The sequence below is a fragment of the Leucobacter chromiireducens genome (assembly GCF_051993095.1).
Lineage (GTDB): Bacteria > Actinomycetota > Actinomycetes > Actinomycetales > Microbacteriaceae > Leucobacter > Leucobacter chromiireducens.
This window is the reverse complement of record NZ_CP197024.1, coordinates 1511322-1529490: the sequence shown is the minus strand read 5'-3', so window position 1 is coordinate 1529490 and position 18169 is coordinate 1511322. Positions and strand designations below refer to the sequence as shown.

16 protein-coding genes are annotated in these 18169 nt (G+C 67.9%); 6 read left to right on the top strand and 10 right to left on the bottom strand.

Going from position 1 to position 18169, the window contains the following annotated elements; translation table 11 throughout:
- Window positions 1-21: 21 nt before the first annotated feature.
- From ACR81A_RS06825 to ACR81A_RS06805, 5 genes are all read right to left on the bottom strand, one after another.
- Complete coding sequence (locus ACR81A_RS06825) at window positions 22-750, bottom strand: response regulator (protein WP_440313090.1); 729 nt, start codon at window positions 748-750, stop codon at window positions 22-24.
- A complete protein-coding gene (locus tag ACR81A_RS06820; RefSeq protein WP_202383062.1) occupies window positions 747-2156 on the bottom strand; it encodes a sensor histidine kinase in 1410 nt (469 codons plus the stop codon). Before ACR81A_RS06820 ends, ACR81A_RS06825 begins: the two co-directional genes overlap by 4 nt.
- Before the next feature lie 41 nt (window positions 2157-2197).
- Window positions 2198-3085, bottom strand: coding sequence for an ABC transporter permease (locus tag ACR81A_RS06815; RefSeq protein WP_202383061.1), 888 nt, complete (start codon window positions 3083-3085; stop codon window positions 2198-2200).
- A 49-nt stretch (window positions 3086-3134) separates the two neighbouring features.
- A complete protein-coding gene (locus tag ACR81A_RS06810; protein WP_440313089.1) occupies window positions 3135-4046 on the bottom strand; it encodes an ABC transporter ATP-binding protein in 912 nt (303 codons plus the stop codon).
- 131 nt (window positions 4047-4177) lie between these two features.
- Complete coding sequence (locus ACR81A_RS06805; protein WP_202383059.1) at window positions 4178-6388, bottom strand: ATP-dependent DNA helicase RecG; 2211 nt, start codon at window positions 6386-6388, stop codon at window positions 4178-4180.
- Window positions 6389-6454: 66 nt separating this feature from the next.
- Here ACR81A_RS06805 and ACR81A_RS06800 point away from each other — a divergent pair, with 66 nt between their 5' ends.
- From ACR81A_RS06800 to ACR81A_RS06790, 3 genes are read left to right on the top strand one after another with little or no spacing between them, the layout of a single operon-like run.
- Window positions 6455-7042, top strand: coding sequence for an RsmD family RNA methyltransferase (locus ACR81A_RS06800; protein WP_440313088.1), 588 nt, complete (start codon window positions 6455-6457; stop codon window positions 7040-7042).
- Window positions 7043-7074: 32 nt separating this feature from the next.
- Window positions 7075-7401: a helix-turn-helix transcriptional regulator gene (locus ACR81A_RS06795; protein ID WP_202383057.1), complete on the top strand. Its 327-nt coding sequence runs from the start codon at window positions 7075-7077 to the stop codon at window positions 7399-7401.
- Window positions 7398-8690 (top strand): type II toxin-antitoxin system HipA family toxin, encoded by a 1293-nt coding sequence (locus ACR81A_RS06790; RefSeq protein WP_440313087.1) that lies wholly within the window; start codon window positions 7398-7400, stop codon window positions 8688-8690. Before ACR81A_RS06795 ends, ACR81A_RS06790 begins: the two co-directional genes overlap by 4 nt.
- A 77-nt stretch (window positions 8691-8767) precedes the next feature.
- On the opposite strand, the gene ACR81A_RS06785 is transcribed toward ACR81A_RS06790, so the two are convergent.
- Both ACR81A_RS06785 and gabT read right to left on the bottom strand, forming a co-directional pair.
- Window positions 8768-10234 (bottom strand): NAD-dependent succinate-semialdehyde dehydrogenase, encoded by a 1467-nt coding sequence (locus tag ACR81A_RS06785; RefSeq protein ID WP_202383055.1) that lies wholly within the window; start codon window positions 10232-10234, stop codon window positions 8768-8770.
- A 25-nt stretch (window positions 10235-10259) separates the two neighbouring features.
- The gene (gene gabT / locus ACR81A_RS06780) at window positions 10260-11600 is read right to left on the bottom strand and encodes a 4-aminobutyrate--2-oxoglutarate transaminase (RefSeq protein ID WP_202383054.1); all 1341 of its coding nucleotides are present in this window, start codon (window positions 11598-11600) and stop codon (window positions 10260-10262) included.
- Between the two features lie 174 nt (window positions 11601-11774).
- Between gabT and ACR81A_RS06775 the strand changes: the two genes are divergently transcribed.
- Window positions 11775-13370, top strand: coding sequence for a PucR family transcriptional regulator ligand-binding domain-containing protein (locus ACR81A_RS06775; protein ID WP_440313086.1), 1596 nt, complete (start codon window positions 11775-11777; stop codon window positions 13368-13370).
- A 107-nt stretch (window positions 13371-13477) separates the two neighbouring features.
- A complete protein-coding gene (locus tag ACR81A_RS06770; protein WP_440313085.1) occupies window positions 13478-14473 on the top strand; it encodes a DUF222 domain-containing protein in 996 nt (331 codons plus the stop codon).
- 247 nt (window positions 14474-14720) lie between these two features.
- Here the strand turns inward: ACR81A_RS06770 and ACR81A_RS06765 are convergent, their stop codons facing one another.
- Window positions 14721-15371 carry an SIMPL domain-containing protein gene (locus tag ACR81A_RS06765; protein ID WP_440313084.1) on the bottom strand — a complete coding sequence of 217 codons (651 nt, stop codon included), beginning with the start codon at window positions 15369-15371 and terminating at the stop codon, window positions 14721-14723.
- A 76-nt stretch (window positions 15372-15447) separates the two neighbouring features.
- Window positions 15448-16470, bottom strand: coding sequence for a thiamine-phosphate kinase (thiL, locus tag ACR81A_RS06760; protein WP_202383050.1), 1023 nt, complete (start codon window positions 16468-16470; stop codon window positions 15448-15450).
- Window positions 16471-16501: 31 nt separating this feature from the next.
- Between thiL and ACR81A_RS06755 the strand changes: the two genes are divergently transcribed.
- Window positions 16502-17014, top strand: coding sequence for a DUF3515 family protein (locus ACR81A_RS06755; RefSeq protein ID WP_337249001.1), 513 nt, complete (start codon window positions 16502-16504; stop codon window positions 17012-17014).
- A gap of 16 nt (window positions 17015-17030) precedes the next feature.
- Here ACR81A_RS06755 and ACR81A_RS06750 read toward each other — a convergent pair whose 3' ends face one another.
- On the bottom strand, window positions 17031-18161 hold the full coding sequence (locus ACR81A_RS06750) for a D-alanine--D-alanine ligase family protein (RefSeq protein WP_440313133.1): 1131 nt from the start codon (window positions 18159-18161) through the stop codon (window positions 17031-17033).
- Window positions 18162-18169: the final 8 nt, after the last annotated feature.

Below are 18169 nucleotides of genomic sequence, written 5' to 3'. Positions count from 1 at the left end.
ACTAGCCTAGCCGCCCAGCCTCTAGAGTCCGTGCTGTTTTGCGAAGATCACGGCGTGTACACGGTCACGCAGTTGGAGCTTCGCAAGCACACGCCCCACGTGGGTCTTCACCGTAGATTCTGAGAGGAAGAGTTCCCCGCTGATCTCGCCATTGTTTTTTCCCTCAGCGATGAGCCGGAGCACATCGAGCTCCCGCTCAGTGAGCACCTCAAGCTCGGGCGCAATCCCCGCGACCGCGGGCGCCTCCGTCGACATTGCGAAGCCGAAGCTGGGTGCTGCAACGCCTTCCTGGGGCAACGTGCCATTCAGTCGCAGCTGTTCAAGGAGTCGCTTCGTGACGCTCGGTGCCATCGTCGCGTCTCCCGCGGCGACACGACGGATCGCATCAACGAGCTCGGTGGGACGCGCATCCTTCAGCAGGAAGCCACTCGCACCTGCCTGGATGGCTCCGGTCGCGTACTCGTCAAGATCGAAAGTGGTGAGCACAACCACACGCACGTCTGGAAAACGCTCAACGACTGCCCGGGTCGCGTCAATGCCGTTCATCCCGGGCATGCGCACATCCATGAGAACGATGTCGCAGCCCGCGCCCGCTTGCTCGAGCCGCCCGAGGCTTGCCAGCGCCTCCTCGCCGTCGCTCGCCTCGGCGACCACGTCGATTCCGGGCTCCCCCAGCAGCACGAGACGGAATCCCGTACGAATGAGTTCTTGATCATCGACCAGCATCACGCGAATCGGGGTGTCGGTCATTCGGTCTGCTCCTCGGGTTTGCGCGGCGCACCGCGCTCGGATGAAACTTCGGGGTGCGGCGTGCGAGCGGCAGCACTCACGGGGAGAACCGCCCAGAGGCGCCAGCCGCCGCCTCCGGCCTCCGTGACCGGCCCCGATTCGATGTGGCCGCCAAACACGCGCGCGCGTTCGCTGAGACCAGCAAGCCCGCGGCCAGAGCCCACGCCCACAACGGGGCGCACGGAACCTGCTGCGCGGCCATAGTCACGTACCTCCACGCTCGTGCGGTCTGGGTAGCGCGCGACCTCGACGGTGGCTCGCGCTCCCGTGCCTGCGTAGCGCAGGACGTTCGTGAGCCCCTCCTGCACCACGCGGTACACGGCGAGCTCCTGCCCCCGGTCACCCGAGGCACTGCCTGAGACGGTGAGGGAGACGCGCAGGCCCGCACTCGTGAAGCTCTGCACCAGTTCTGGCAGCTCCTGCACGCCAGGCTGCGGGACGAGCTCTGCCCGATCCTCGGGCGCATGGAGCGCGCCAAGCAGTCGCCGCATTTCACCAAGCGCGGTGCGGCCAGTCTCCGCGCTTCGGTGCATCGCGTCAGCAGCGGCTTCCGGCGCGGCCTCCGCCGCACGTGCCGCTCCCTCCGAAAGCGCGATCATGACTGACACAGAGTGCGCCACGATGTCGTGCATCTCGCGGGCGATACGCGAGCGTTCCTCCGCCACTGCGAGTTGCGCAAGCTGATGGCGCTCGCGTGCCAGCTGGTGGGCACGGTCGATGATTGCCTCCAGGTAGCGTCGTCGGTTGCCCAGGTTGATGCCGAGCATGAGGATGGCGAGCAGCCACAGTGCGGTCAGCAGGCTGATCCCGAGAAACTCAGTGGGTGAACGCACGATGCCCATGTCTGCGCTGATCATCCCCGCGGGCCCGGTTTGCGCGAGCTGCTGCGCGGCACGGCGAGAGTCGAGCGCAAGCTGCAGCAGGCTCCCCACGACCGCGATGCCGTAGCCGAGCCAGCCCGCCGAGACGCTGCGGTAAACCGGAACCGCGTAGATCATGAAGAGCAGTGCAACCCCGTTGGCAAACCCCTGCATGCCCTGCTCGCCGAACATCACAAGCACCACAACGATGAGCCCCGCGAGCGGGTACCGGCGCCGGAAGAACAGCGCCGTCGCGACCACTGCGACACGAATCGCGGTGAGCGGCCAGAGCGGCCACTCGAGATACCTGGGCACGCCGAACCATGTTTCCGGGTCAGCGGTGCCACTCCAGTTCGCCGCCGAAAGCAGATCGAGCAGTACGCCGAACAGACTGCCCAACACGAACCAGACGACGATAAACACGTCAACGACAACGGGGTGCGCCGCGAGCGCCCGGCGTATCACGCCGGGCGCTCTCGGGAGCCGCACTTCGGCTTCGCTGATCATCCCCCTAGCCTAACTTCTTCGCCGCGAGCGGCGTCTGAGCGTTAGCGAGCGTCGCGTCGCTTGAACAAGATCGCTGCGGGCACGACCGTGACCGCGGCCCAGATGACCATTGCGGTGAGTGCCACCCAGTACCCGGGTTCCATGGGCATGGTGGTCAGGCCCTGCGAGAGGGTTCCACCGAGCGGGGTGGGGAGGTACATGCTTGCGGTGCCGACCCATTCCCAACCCGTGATGCTGAGCACCTGGAAGACAATGGGCATCACGAAGGTGATTCCAGCGACCACAGCAACGCCACCGGCGGTGGAGCGCAGCAGCGCCGCAACGCCGAATGCAAAGAGCGCGATGAGCACCAGGTACGCGATGGTTCCGAGCGCACCGGAGATCACGGGGGTGGTGCCGAGCTGAGCTGCCGCGTCGGGCAGGCAGAGCACCGCGACCGCAAGCCCACCGAGCACGAGGAGCGCCGCCGTGAGTGCGGAGAGCGCCGCGAGCACGAGCGCCTTCGCCACGAACACCGGCGTGCGCTTCGGCACCGCGGTCAGCGTCGACAGGATCATGCCACTTGAGTACTCGCTCGAGATCGCGAAGACACCAAGCACACCAAAGATGAGTGCCAGGAATGGCGCCGACAGCGTGCTCGACATGAGGAGGTAGCTCTGAAGGCCTTCGCCCCCGGCACTAAACATTCCCGCGTTGCCGTCGCGGATCTCGCCGCTCATGAGCACGGCCATGAGCGTGCTGATCCCCAGCCCGGAGAGCACGGTAATCAGAAGGGTCAGCCGCACCGAGAGGAGCGAAGACAGCTTAATACGTTCGCTGCGCAGGACGCCGCCGAACGTCTGCCCCGGACCGGGCAGCGGTACGCGGGTGGCACCAGTGGGGCCCGGCGCGGGCGCCGAGCTGCCGTCGATAATGAGCGTTGAAGTCATGATGAAAGTCCTTAGGGCTTGTCTGCCAAAGAGCTGAGGCGACGCGCGACTACGCGGTCGCGTACTCGAGCTCGGAACGGGTGAGGTCCAGGTAGGCGTCCTCGAGGCTCGCCGCAACTGGGCTAAGCTCGTGCAGGACGATGCCGTGCGCTGCCGCGACACCACCAATCTCCGGTGCAGACAGTCCGCCCACGGTGAATGACTCGTCTCCAGCCGGCTCGAGCGTTGCCGTCGTGTTCGGCACCGACATGAGCAGTGAGGCAAGCCGCGCCGCTTCGGGGCTGCGCACCGTGACGCGCTGCTGCCGCCCCGCGGAGATGAACTCGCCAATGGGGGCGTCAGCGACCACGCGGCCACGGCCCAGCACAATCACGTGGTCCGCGGTCTGCGCCATCTCGCTCATGAGGTGGCTCGACAGGAGCACCGTGCGCCCCTCGCTCGCGAGGTGGCGCACGAGCTGGCGCACCCAGAGCACACCGTCGGGGTCGAGCCCGTTGACCGGCTCGTCAAGGATCAGCACGCGCGGATCACCGAGCAGTGCGGCGGCGATGCCGAGTCGCTGCCCCATGCCGAGCGAGAAGCCGCCTACCCGCTTGTTGGCGACCGCGCCGAGACCCGTCTGCTCGAGCACCTCGTGCACGCGCCGCTCCGGGATGCGGTGTGTTGCCGCAAGCGCGCGGAGGTGGCTGCGGGCTGTGCGCCCGGGGTGCACGCCCTTCGCGTCGAGGAGCGCTCCCACTTCGTGGAGCGGAGCCGGCAGGTCGGCGTACCGGCGCCCATGAATCGTGACCGTTCCGGCGGTAGGCCGGTCGAGCCCAACCATGAGCCGCATGCTCGTCGACTTGCCTGCGCCATTCGGGCCGAGGAACCCCGTCACCTGGCCGGGCTGAATCGTGAAGCTCACGTCATCGACGGCAAGCTTGCCGCCGTACCGCTTGCTCAGGCCGCGTGCCTCAATCATGGTGCCTCCTTGAAATCTGCTGCCGGACTCCCGGCGATAGTTCCAAGGTAGATTCTCGTGCGGCGCCGCGCATCAGCCGTCGGTGCCTTGCCCAGTGGTACCTGGGTATGAAAGTCCGTTTCGCGGAGGCGCTAGGACTTCGCGAGGTTGTCGAGATGCCCAGCCTCGCGCTCGCTCGCAAGGATCGCGGCGAGTTCAGGGGCGGTCTCAAGCTCAGGATCGTGGTCGAGCAGCGCCGCCGCAAGTTCACGCGTGTGCACGATGAGATCCCCGTGCTCGACCACGCGCAACAGGCGGAGAGTCGAGCGGCCACCCGACTGCTCTGTGCCGAGGATGTCGCCCTCCCGACGCAGTTCGAGGTCGACCTCCGCGAGCGCGAAGCCATCTGTCGTCGCCGCGATCGCGTCGATTCGTTCACGCGCAACGGAGCCCTGCTCAGCCGCAGTCATGAGGAGACACAACCCCGCGTGGGCGCCTCGTCCCACCCGGCCACGCAACTGGTGGAGCTGCGAGATGCCGAAGCGATCCGCGTCTCGAACGATCATGATGGTCGCGTTCGGCACGTTCACGCCGACCTCGATCACGGTGGTCGCGACAAGCAGTTGGATCTGGCCATCCGCGAAGGCGCGCATGATCTGATCTTTCTCGGGCCCAGGCATGCCGCCGTGGAGCCCGGCGATCGAGATCCCGGCGAAGTCCGGACGCGCTTGCAGCTCGGCTACCGTATCGGCGACATTCGCGAGGGGACGCGGAGTGGCTCCGTCACCGCGCACGCCGCTCACGGCAGACTCGCCGTCGGCTTCCGGCTCCAGCTCCTCCCCCGCTTCAACCTCGTCCGCGGCGATTGCGGGGCAGACCACGTACACCTGCCGCCCGGCATGAATGTCTTCCACCGCGCGCGCCCACACACGGGCGGCGCGCGCGGGCATCTCGAGTTCGGGCACCGTGAACGTCTCGATGCCCAACCGACCAGGCGGAAGCTCGCGAATCGTCGTCACTTCGAGGTCGCCAAATGCCGTCAGCGCGACGGTTCGTGGGATGGGTGTCGCGGTCATCGCGAGCACATGCGGCTGTGCCCCCTTCTGCCGGAGGGTTTCACGTTGCTCGACGCCGAAGCGGTGCTGCTCGTCGACGACGATGAGCCCGAGGTCCGCGAACATCACCGCATCTCCGAGCAGCGCGTGCGTGCCGACCGCGATCTGCGCAGCACCCGCCGCGATCGCGAGCAGCGTGCGCTTGCGCTCCGCGGCGGGCATACGACCGGTGAGGAGTACCGGGCTCAGCGACTCGGTGAGCTCCGGCCCGAGGGCCTCGCAGATCGAACGGAAGTGCTGCGCGGCAAGCACCTCCGTGGGCGCGAGAAGCGCGCTTTGCCCACCGCTTCCCGCGACCTGCAGCATTGCCCGCAGCGCAACGAGTGTCTTGCCCGAGCCCACCTCACCCTGCAGCAATCGGTGCATGGGATGCGGCTCCGCAAGGTCTGCAGCAATCGCCGCGCCCGCGCGCCGCTGATCGCCCGTCAGTTCGAACGGCAACTCAGCGTCGAAGCGCTCGAGTGCTGCTCCGCCCAGTGGGCGCGGGGTGCTCTGCTGGGCGGCTGCACGCCGACGCCGGTCGAGGAGCGCGAGTTGCAGCTCGAACGCCTCACGGAACCGTAGGCTCTCCCGCGCACCACGCCAGTCTGCGTCATGCTGCGGCCGGTGCACGAGCTCGAGCGCGCGGTGGTACGGCATGAGACCCTCGCTCCGAACGAGGGCAGCAGGAAGCGGGTCGGACACTGGCGCGAGCGCGTCGAGCGCGAGCTCAACGGCGCGCTGCACGGTCCAACTGGGCATCTGCGCGGTCGCCGGGTAGATCGGTACCGGCGTCTCCGCCCATGCCTTCGCCGCGGCCTCGTCCAGCTGCTCCCCGCCTGGCGCGTCGTCGCGGTTGTCAAACAGTTCGTACTCGGGGTGCTGGAGCTGGAGCTGCCCGCGATACTCACTCACCTTCCCCGCGAAGATGCCACGCCGCCCCGAGATGAGGTCTTTCGCCCGCCACTCCTGGTTGAAGAAGGTCAGGGTGAGAGAACCGGTCCCATCGGTGATGCGCACCTCGAGGATGCTGCCTCGCCGGCGCTGCATGAATCGGGTGCGCACATCGAGGACCTGCGCGACCACCGTGATCTGCTCACCAAGCGGCAGGCCGGAGAGCGGGGTGAGCTCGCCACGCCGGGAATAGCGCCGCGGCACGTGGAGCACGAGATCACCGACGGTCTGCATGCCAAACGACTTCTCCAGCGGCTTCGCGGTGCGAGCGCCCACAACGCCGGCGAGACTCGTCTCGAGAGTGACCTGGGACATGCCTCCAGCGTAGCGTCGACCACTGACACTGCGCGTGTGCGCGCGAGTCCACGCTACCCTCGGAGAGTGACCAGAATCATTGCGGGGGCGGCCGGTTCGCTCCGACTCGCCGTTCCGAAGGCCGGGACCAGACCGACGAGCGATCGCGTCCGCGAGGCGATCTTCTCCACCCTTGAGTCGTGGGATCTCGTGCGCGAAGCACGCGTCCTCGACCTCTACGCGGGGTCCGGTGCGCTGGGGCTCGAGGCCGCAAGTCGTGGCGCGCGGCGCATTGCGCTCGTCGAAAAACACGCGCCGGCGGCTCAGGTCGCGTCCCAGAACGTGCGCACCGTACTCGGCGCCTTTCGCGGTGGCGACTCGCCGGAAATCACGGTCGCGCGGCAGTCAGTGCAGGGCTACCTCGACGACGCGCACGCGCGCGGTGAGCGCGCCTTGTGGGACGTCGCGCTGCTCGATCCGCCCTACGACCTCGGCGAAGAAGAGCTCACCGGCAACCTGACAGCGTTGCTCCCCCTCTTGGCGCCCGATGCCGCGGTACTGGTTGAGCGCAGCTCGCGAAGCCCCGAGCCCACCCTTCCAGCAGGGCTCGTCCCCGTGCGCGAGAAGCGCTACGGCGAGACCGCACTCTGGTGGTCAGAACTCGAAGCCTCCTAGAAAGTTATGCAGAATGGGCGTAATCTTGCGTTATGCCCAATAATTTAGTCAAGCGCCGCTGGACCACGGAGCGGTGGGAAGCGCACATCGGCGAGCAGCTGCGACGCGCTCGCCGCGCCGAGCAGTGGTCACAAGCGGAGCTTGCCCGCCGAGCGAACATCAACCGCAACTCGGTGAGCGCGCTCGAGCGCGGCGAAGGGTCCAGTCTCGCGACCCTCATCAGGGTGGTCCGTGCGCTCGGCCGCAGCGACTGGCTCGATGAGCTCGCGCCAGATCCGGGCCCGAGCCCCATGTCGCTCCTCCGCGAGCAGCAGGAACGCGAGCGCGGGATCCGCCCGCGGCGGGGGGCAGAAGCATGACATTCACGCGGGTAGACGTTCTCGAAGTCCGCGCCTGGGGCGAAACCGTCGGCGCGCTCTCCAGTGGGCGCGGCGGGGTCGCCGCATTCGAGTATGCGCCCGGGTGGCGCGACCGCGAGCTCTCGCCGCTCCTCATGCCCACGATCCCGCGCGGCAGGATCTGGTCTTTTCCAGAGCTTCCTGAGGAGACGTTCCACGGACTGCCACCGCTCATCGCGGACTCGGCCCCCGATCGCTTCGGCAACTCGGTGATCGCGGCGGCGCTCGCCCGCCAGGGCATCTTGCCCAGTGACGTGCGCCCGATCGATCGGCTCGCCTACGTCGGCGAGCGGGCACTCGGCGCGCTCACCTTCCACCCCGCGCAGTCACCCGGCGCGGCGGCTTCTTCACTCGAGCTCGGGCAGCTGGTGGAGGCCGCGCGCGCCGCTGTGCACGGCTCGCTCGATCCCACCACACGCACGAGCGCCGTGAATGATCTCCTCCAGGTCGGCAGTTCGGCGGGCGGCGCACGCCCAAAAGCGATCATCGCCTGGAACCGGGAGAGCGACGAGATTCGCGCGGGTGGCATCGCTGCCCCCGCAGGCTTCGAGCAATGGCTGCTCAAGTTTGACGGCGTCGGATCGGATACTCAGCTCGGCGCGACGGGTGAGTACGGTCGAACAGAGTATGCCTACGCCCTCATGGCCGGCGCCGCCGGGATCGAAATGGCCGAGTGTCGATTGCTCGAGGAGGGCGGCCGCGCCCACTTCATGACGCGCCGCTTCGACCGACCCGGCACCACGGGCGATCGCCTGCACATGCAGTCGCTCTGTGCGCTCGCGGGCGCAGACTTCAATGCTCTGGGCACGCATGACTACGCGACGCTCTTCCTTGTGGCAGAAGAACTAGGGCTTGAAGTCGGCGAGCAGCTCTTCCGGCGCGCCTGCTTCAACGTGCTCGCCGCGAACAACGACGATCACACAAAGAATCACGCATTCACGATGGCGCAGGATGGCGCTTGGCGGCTCTCCCCCGCGTACGACCTCACATTCGCGTACAGCCCATCGAGTGTGTGGCTACGGCAGCACCTCATGTCGGTAAATGGCCGCTTCGAGTACATCACCGCACGGGATCTCCTCACCCTCGCCGACCAGTTCGCCGTTCCCGGAGCCCGCGCGGTCCTGAGCGAGGTTGGGGATGCAGTGGCGCGCTGGCCGGAGTTTGCCGAGGTGGCTGGCATCTCGGCGGCGCGTATCTCCGAGGTGCAGGAGCGACTCGACACAGTGCGCGCCGAGCTCACCACCGCGTAGGCCGAAAGGCCGCCAGGCAGAACGCACAGCGGGCCCCGAGATCAGGTGATCCCGGAGCCCGCTGTGTTGTGACGCGACTAGCGCGGCAGCAGAGTGTACTTCGACGAGAGGAACTCGTGGATGCCCTCGAAGCCGCCCTCGCGGCCGAGGCCCGACTGCTTCAGGCCACCGAAGGGCGCTGCAGCGTTCGAGACGAGGCCCGTGTTCAGGCCCATCATGCCGCTCTCGAGCTTCTCGATCATGCGGTGCCCACGGTGGATGTTCTCCGTGAAGACGTAGCTGATGAGGCCGTACTCGGTGTTGTTCGCGATCTCAACAGCCTCCTCCTCAGTGGAGAAGCGGATCACGCCGAGGAGGGGTCCGAAGATCTCCTCGCGCATGATCGCCGACTGCGGGGTGAGGTGATCGACGACGGTGGGCTGGAAGAAGCTGCCCGGACCCTCGATCGCCTCGCCACCGGTGACGACCGTTGCGCCGGTGTCCACTGCGTCCTGCACCAGGCGCGCCGTGTTCGCGACGGCCTTCTCGTCGACGAGGGCGCCGATGTCGAAGCCCTCCTCGGCGCCACGGCCGACCGAGAAGGCAGCGACCTTCTCGCTCACGCGGCGCACGAACTCGTCCGCGACCGACTCGTGCACGATCACGCGGTTGGCTGCAGTGCAGGCCTGACCGATGTTGCGGAACTTCGCGAGCATTGCACCCTCGACCGCGCGATCCAGATCGGCGTCCTCGAACACGATGAAGGGAGCGTTGCCGCCGAGCTCCATCGAGGTCCGGAGTACGTTCTGCGCAGCAGCCTCAAGCAGCTTGACACCCACGGGGGTCGAGCCGGTGAAGCTGAGCTTGCGGAGTCGGGGATCCGAGAGGATCGCGCTCGACTGTGCGCTCGACTTCGAGGTTGCGACGACGTTGACCACACCGGCGGGGAGGCCGGCCTCTTCGAGCAGCTGCGCGAAGAAGATGGTGGTGAGCGGCGTCAGCGCGGCGGGCTTGATGACCACGGTGCAGCCAGCGGCCAGCGCCGGAGCGATCTTGCGGGTCGCCATCGCGAGGGGGAAGTTCCACGGGGTGATGAAGTAGCACGGACCCACGGGGAGGTGCGAGACGAGCATGTTGCCCGTGCCCTCGGGGTTCTGCCGGTAGTCACCCTGCACGCGGACGGCCTCTTCCGAGAACCAGCGCAGGAACTCGCCACCGTAGTTGACCTCGCCACGAGCCTCGGCGATGGGCTTGCCCATCTCCATGCTCATGAGGAGCGCGAACTCCTCCTTGCGCTCCATGAGCAGGTCGAAGGTGCGACGAAGGATGTTCGAGCGCTCGCGGGCCGGCGTTGCCGCCCAGCTGTCCTGCGCGGCGACGGCAGCATCGAGCGCGCGCACGGCGTCCTCGACAGTGGCGTCAGCGATCGACTTGATGACCTCGCCGGTGGCGGGATCGTGCACGTCGAGCGTTGCACCCGAGGTTGCGGGCTCCCAGGTGCCGCCGATACCAAGACCGGACTGGACGCGGTCGAGCAGTTCCTGCTCGTTGGGCTTCAGAGCCATAATTCAGTGTCCTTTCGGGGTGGACTTAGGCGTTCGCCTTGAGGGCGTCTGCAACGATCTGCAGGCCCTCGCGGAGCAGCTCGTCGGAGATCGAGAGCGGCGGGAGGAAGCGGACCACGTTGCCGTAGGTGCCGCAGGTAAGGAGGATGACGCCCTCGTTCGCTGCGTGCTTCGCGATCGCACCGGTGAGCGCGGCGGCGGGCTTCATGGAGCCCGACTCGACGAACTCGACGGCCATCATTGCGCCGCGGCCACGGATGTCGCCGATGCGATCGTCCGTCTTCTGCAGCTCAGTGAAGAACTCGGTGATGATTGCACCGATCTCGCTGGCACGAGCAGCGAGGTTCTCCTTCTCGTAGGTCTCGATCGTTGCGAGCGCAGCGGCGCACGAGATCGGGCTACCGGTGTAGGTGCCACCGAGGCCTCCCGCGTGAGCGGAATCCATGATCTCGGCGCGGCCGGTCACAGCCGACAGGGGCAGGCCACCGGCGATGCCCTTTGCGGTGGTAACGAGGTCGGGAACGACACCCTCGTGGTTTGCAGCGAAGAGATCACCGGTACGTGCGAAGCCGGTCTGCACCTCGTCGAGGATGAAGACAACGCCGTTGGCGGTCGCCCACTCCTGCAGTGCGGGGAGGAAGCCCTCGGCGGGAGCGATGAAGCCGCCCTCACCCTGGATGGGCTCGATGATGATCGCGGCGAGGTTGGCAGCGCCGACCTGCTTCTCGATCTGCGTCAGCGCAACCTCGGCTGCCTCAGCACCGGTCAGGCCGTCGCGGTAGGGGTAGGAGGTCGCAACGCGGGTGATCTCCGGAGCGAAGGGACCGAAGCCATCCTTGTAGGGCATGTTCTTTGCGGTCATGCCCATGGTGAGGTTGGTGCGGCCGTGGTACGCGTGATCGAAGACGACGACGCCGTTCTTCTTGGTGTAGTGACGCGCGATCTTGATCGCGTTCTCGACTGCCTCAGCGCCCGAGTTGAAGAGCGCCGAACGCTTCTCGTGATCACCGGGGGTCAGCTCGTTGAGCTTCTCCGCAACCTGCACGTAGCCCTCGTAGGGGGTTACGGTGAAGCAGGTGTGCGTGAACTGCTGAACCTGCGCGGTCACAGCCTCGACGACGGCGGGAGCCGAGTTGCCAACACCGGTCACGGCGATGCCGGAGCCCAGGTCGATGAGCGAGTTGCCGTCGGCGTCAACCATGACGCCGCCGCCTGCTGCAACGATCGAGACGGGGAGCGCCACGCCAACACCAGCGGCAACCGCAGCGTTCTTGCGCGCGAGCAGCTCCTGCGACTTCGGGCCGGGGATGCTGGTAACGAGCTTGCGCTCCTGCGGAAGCGAGGGGCCGCCGATGACATCGACCATGAGTGATTCTCCTTGCGTAGCTGTCGCGCGGGCGGCACCCCGCTCGCGCGTCCAAATGATTCGGCTTCAGCATAACGCCATCACCCACCTGCACAATGTGCCAGAATGGCGAGTGCGCCGATCAGCTTTCGACACATCGGCATCGGCGCGTCAGTGGCACGAAAGGAGTCGTTCATGCAGCGAGAACCGGCCCGAGCAGGCGACGCCGCCACCCCGCATCCAACGATCGAACTCGGCGAGCTCCTGCACCAATACCAGTTGGGGCTGGTCCTCATCGCGGGCACGGACGAGACGACGGCGAGCCGCCCAGTGCAGTGGGTGCACGTCAGCGAGCTCGAGGATCCCACGCCGTTTCTCACGCCGCGCACTGTGCTCCTCACGACCGGCGCACGCTTCGACGTGGTGCAAGAGCAGCGCGACGCCGATGCGTACGTGCAGGGCCTCGTTGAGGCGGGCGTCACCGCGCTCGGCGTGGCCATCGGCCTGCACTGGGATCGCGTGCCCGCCCCCATCGTCGCCGCGTGCGACCGCTTCGGACTCCCGCTCTTCCGCGTCCCCTACGACACCGCATTCATCGAAATTGTGCAGACGGCCGCCCGACTCATTGACGCGCAGACCCGTGACCGCGATATTTGGGCGATCGACTCGCAGCGCGCAGTGACCGCGGCGTCCCTGCACCGAGACGGATTGGGATCCGCGGTTCGCGAGGCCGCAGCGCGACTGAACAAGTGGGTCGGCGTCACCGATCGTTCGGGGCGCCTCGTGGAGTTCGCGCCGCAGGACGCACGCTCGCAGGTGCGCGCCGAGTGGATCCAACGCGAAACTCGGCACCTGATCTCGCGCGGTCTGAGCGCCGGGCGCATCGGTGGCGAAGCCGCGGAGGGTGGCCTCCAGATGCAGACGCTTGGGCGGCAAGGGCAGGTGCTTGGCGTCCTCGTCGTCGAGGATCGCGGCGTGCCCGACAACGCCGAGCGCACCCTGCTTGGCCTTGTGGGAGCCCTCGCAACGGTGCAGCTTGAGCACCGCAGTGGCATGGACGCGGCGCAGGCCTCACTCCGTGGCGCGATCCTGCATCTGCTGGTGGCGGAGCAGTTCGCGCTCGCGGAGCGGCTCTCGGAGGGAGCCCTGATCCGGATCCCGAGCGGGGCCGTCGCCGCCGTTCGCTATCGGGGGCCGATCGAACCGGACCCGAGCTTTGCCGAGGATCTCTACTCGCTCGACGCTGGGAGCCCCGGGCTCATCGGTGCGCTCTACGCCGACGCACCGCTCATTGTGACGGAGACCAGACACCTCCCTGCCGTGAAGCGGCTGCTCGTCGCGCATCGGCTTCCCGCCGGCATCTCTGAGCGTGGCACGCTGAGCGGCGTGATTGGGCTCAGCGAGCTCGTGGGCCAGGCGGACCGAGCGCTCGAGGCCGCGCTGGGGTCTGACTCGGATGTTCCCGTCGAGTATCGGCCGGAGCTGCACGGTGGCGTGCTGCGGCTGCTGGCCGCGCAGCCCGAGGCTGGTGCACGTGCTGCCGCGCTGCTCGCGCCGGTGCGGCACCACGATGAGCGGCATGACGATCGCATCGAGGAGAGCCTCACGACGTGGCTCGCACACCACGGGCAGACGAGCCCGGCCGCGAGCGAGCTCGGTATCCACCGGCACACGCTGAAGGCACGCGTGCAGACGGCAGCGAGCCTGTTGCAGCTGGACCTCGACTCGCCTGATGCGCGTGCGGAGCTCTGGGCGGCGCTCCGGGTGCTCGCCTCGCGGGAAGTCGTCTGAGTCATTTTCGATCGGGATCAGGGCCGCAGCGTCCGCGCCCGGTCTCGTGCCTGCGGGCGCTCTCCGCGTGGGGAACCAATGTCAGTGGTCCATGAGTCAATAGGGGCATGGACACCAACGGAGGTACCCCACACGGCCGCGCAGGGCCGTCGCCCAACATCCAGGCTGTTGACGCCGAATTCGCCGAGCTTCGCGGGCTCGAGCACGCGCGGCGCCTCGCGGACGCTGCCCGGCTGCGCGCGCTCGCGCGGATCTTGGCCCTCGCGGTACCGACCCCGGTGGGGCAGGCTGGCCCCGGAAGTGCGGGCGGCGCACACGCAGCACGTGCGCGCATGATCGCGTATCGCTCACTCCGATTTGAGCTCGCCGCGACGCTGAGTACGAGCGAGCACGTCGCGGAGCGCATGCTCGACACCGCGGCGGTGGCCAGCGAGCAGTACGCAGAGTCACTCGCCACACTCGAGGCCGGCGCGATCTCACTTCCCCACGTGGAGGTCATCGTCACGGAGGGCAGCGTCTTCACGACCGGTTCCCCCGAGCACGACAGCCCCCTTCGCCGGCGCTACGAGCGTGAGGTGCTCGAGGTCGCGCGTCACGCACCGCCCCAGCGGCTCCGACCGATCGCCCGTCGCATTGCCGCGGAGCTTGCGGAGGTACCGCTCGCCGAGCGCCATCGGGAGGCCCGCGAGCGGCGCCACGTCAGGGTCACGGAGGAGACAGACGGTATGTCTCTCCTCACCGCGTTTCTGCCATCCGTTGACGCGCACGCAATCCACGACCGCTTGACTCGGCGGGTGGCGGTATTGCGGAGGTCCTCGGGGTCGGCCCCGTCGATCCTGACACGGCCAGGGAACTCGCCGCGTCCGGCGACGTGTGGAATCGAGTCCGCGTCGACGACGACGGCACGGTGCTCACGGTTGGGCGCTACCGCCCGAGCCCCGAAATCCGGCGCTTCCTCGCGATGCGAGACCTGCACTGCAGGGCCCCGGGCTGTACGATCCCTGCCCAGCGCTGCGACATTGACCACACGGTCGACGCGGCGCGCGGCGGTGCGACGAGCACGGACAATCTCGCGCACCTCTGCCGGGGGCACCACACGGTGAAGCATCACGGCGGCTGGCGGCTTTCCCAAAGCGAGGGCGGTGTCGCGCACTGGACGAGCGCTTCGGGGCAAGAGTTCCGCGAGGAGCCACCCAGCCGGGTCCGCTTCCGGGCGCGCCCCGAGCGCCCGGGGAAGACCGAGCGACCGGGAAAAACCGAACGCCCGGGGATGACCGAGCGCCCGGCCAAGTCCTCGCCACCCCGCCGCGCGGGCCGCTAGGAAGCCCCGCCGTTAGGAAGCCTCGGCCGCTAGGAAGCGCTCGCGGAGAAGTGCGCCTCAAGATCGACCGACACCGCGATGTCTTGCACGTTGACCTCGGTGGGGGCCGAATCCGCGGCCATCGCGAAGCGCGGCGCACCGATCGGGCTGATCCCGCCTCCGCCAAACTGCGTGTCGCGCAGCTCGACAAGCTCGAGTGAGCTCAGGCCTAGCGCTGCGGCGTAGTCAACGGCCGTCTCACGAGCATCAGCGACCGCCTCAGCGCGTAGCTCGCGGAGCACCGCCGTACGGCTCGAGTCGCTCAGCTTCCAGCTCAAGCGCGGATCTACGCCGCCCTCCGCGAGCTCGGTGGTCAGCGCGCCCACCTGGTCGAGTGCGGTCAGCTCAACGGACACGCTGACCGACGCGCGGTGCTCAATCACCTGCGCGCCGCGCTCATCGCGCCAGCTATTCGTGTAGGTGGAGAGTGCATCAGCGCTGTAGCTCGCGGCAGCGCCGCTGCCAACGAGCTCCTGGGCGCGTGCGACGAGGCGTGCATGCTCGGCAGCGGCCTCCGCAACCACCGTTTTCCGCTCGGGCCCCACGTGCGAGGTGCTGAGCGACAGCTCAACCCGGTCGGCCGGCAGGCGTCGCTCCGCGTGCCCGGAAACGGAAATCTGTGGTGCCAGCTTGCTGCTCATCGTGTCCCCTATCACGCATGCGCGGGCGCGTCCCACGCGAGGCGACCTCCGCCCTGCGGCAACTGTACTCCGCGAGCTACGCTCCCGGCCAGCGCACCACGTACGGATCCCATCCGCTCGGAGCGACGGGCGCACCATCGAGCAAGAGACCGGACGAGTCGCCGTGCCCGGGAAGCGCTGCGGGAGATACCTCGCCGATCACCGAGAACCCGTGGGGCAGCTCCGCCGTGGGCGGGAAGGTGGCGAGCAAGCCGTGATCCTCTCCCCCGCTCAGCATCGCCTCAATCGGCACCGCGACTCCCTGCTGCACCCCGAAGGCCTCGCTGAGCCGCGCCGAAGAGAGATCGAGCCTCACCTCGCTCGCTCGCGCCATTCGGTGGGCGTCAATCGAGAGCGAGTCGGACACGTCCATCATTGCGGAGGCGCCCGCAGCCGCGGCAGCGATCCCGAGCGGAATCGGCGGGGTGGGCGCAAGCTGTGCGGAGAGAATCTCGGGCTGCGTCTCCCACAGCTCAGCCATCGGGGCGGGGTCGGCGATCCCGTCCTCGTCCGCCGCCGCTGCGAACAACAGCGAGAGGCCCATACCCGCGAGCCCGAGCTCACCCGCGTACGCAATGCGGTCACCAGCGCGGGCACCGGAGCGCGTGACCGCGGGCCGGTCCGCAAGTTCGCCGAGCGCGGTGACTGCCGCGGTGATCACGGGCGCCGTCCCCAGGTCGCCACCGACCACCCCGCAGCCGGGCGCCAGCGTGCGACACGCGGCGGTCATTCCCTCAGCGATCTGCTCGAGCAAGGAAACCGGAGTGTCACGCGGCACCGCGAGCGCGAGAGTCAGCGCCGTCGGGCGGGCCCCCATTGCGGCGACGTCGGAGAGATTCGTTGCGGCGAGCTTCCAGCCGAGCTCGAAGCCGCCGTGCCAGGCAGCGCGAAAGTCTGGCCCCTCGATCATCGTGTCGGTGGTCACTACCAGCTCGCCGCGCACACTGAGCACCGCGCAGTCATCGCCGGGTCCGAGCACGGCCGCATCCGCGACTGACAACCGAGACAGCACGCGCTGCAACACACCGCTCTCGCCGAGCTCTCCCACCGTCTGCGCCATGTTCTCAAACTACCCCAGCTAGGCTGAGGGGGTGATCTCGCACACGCTCTCTCGCCGTCCCCTCGTCCGTACGATCTCGGTCCTCGCGGCCATCGGCGGAGTTGCCACAATTCTCACGGGCTGCGCCGGCACCGTGCCGATGGACCCGGCAGCGGACGCGAACAACCCAGCGTGCGCAGACGTGATCGTGCGCCTGCCCAAGACCGTCGCGGGTGAGGAGCGTCGCTCCACGACCGCGCAGAGCACGGGCGCCTGGGGCGACAACGCCGCCGTGCAGCTGGTGTGCGGGGTGGAGCCGAGCGGTCCCACCACCGACAGCTGCGTGAACGTCAACGGCGTCGACTGGATCATCGACGAGTCCGCTGCCCCGATCTACCGTTTCGAGGCGTACGGCCGGGATCCCGGTCTCGCGGTCTTCATCGACTCCGAGCAGGTCTCGGGCACTGAGGCCGCGGTCGATCTCAGCGCTGTCGCGAAGGAGCTTCCCCAGACGCGCCAGTGCCTCGACCTGACCGACAGCCTCGATATCACCAAGCAGAAGTGAGCCGAGCGCCGCGGCCCTAGTACGCCGGGCGCTTCGCGATCGCGAGCTCGATGAGCTCGGTGATGAGCTCGGTGTAGCTGAGCCCCGACTCTTCCCAGAGGCGCGGGTACATCGAGATGGGCGTAAACCCGGGAAGCGTGTTGATCTCGTTCAACACGGGACCATCCGCCGTGAGGAAGAAATCAATCCGGGCGTGGCCTGCGCACTGCGTCACCTCGTACGCGCGCACGGCAGCATCGCGGATCGCAGCAAACTCTTCGGCCGTCACGTCCGCCGGGAGAGCCAGCTCGACACCTGCGCCGCCGAGATACTTCGCCTCGAAGTCGTAGAAGTCGCGGCCGGTGAAGACAATCTCCCCGATCACGGAGCTCGTGCGGGGCGCGCTATCGCCGCGTCCCTCGAGCACGGCAATCTCGACCTCGCGGCCGGTAACGCCAGACTCGATCAGCACCGTGCGGTCCTCAGCGAACGCGATGTCGAGCGCGGCGGGGATCTCGTCGGCACTCGTCACGCGGCTCACGCCCACGCTCGATCCCGCTCGGGCAGGCTTCACGAACAACGGGTAGCTGAGGCCCTCGTCGACGCGCTGGACGAGGTACGGATCAGCGTCGAGCTGCTCCTTCGTCACCGTGCGCCACGGCGCAACACCAATCCCAGCATCAGCGAGAACCACCTTGACCGCGTGCTTGTCCATGCACAGCGCCGAGCCGAGTACACCGCTGCCCACGTACGGCATGTCGACGAGGTCGAGCATGCCCTGCACGGTGCCGTCTTCGCCGTAGGGCCCGTGCAGCATCGGGAGTACCGCGTCCACATGGCCGAGGCTGCGCAGTGCGCCAGACTGATCGATCAGCGTGAGCGTGCGCGTGGCGGTCGAGGCGGGCCAGAGCACGCGGGTGCCGTTGTCGCGCACCTCAGGCAGGGCGCCGGCCTCCAGCTTGTAGCCCGCAAGGTCGTCCTCCTGCATGAGCACGGTGGCACCCTGCTTGGTCATGCCGACAAGGATCACGTCGAACAGTGCACGGTCGATCGAACGCAGCACGCCCGCGGCGGTGACGCAGCTGATGCCGTGCTCGCTCGAACGGCCACCGAACAGGATGGCAACCGTTCGCCGTGCGGGCTGCGCGCCCGCCTCAGAAGCGGCCATGGGCTGGG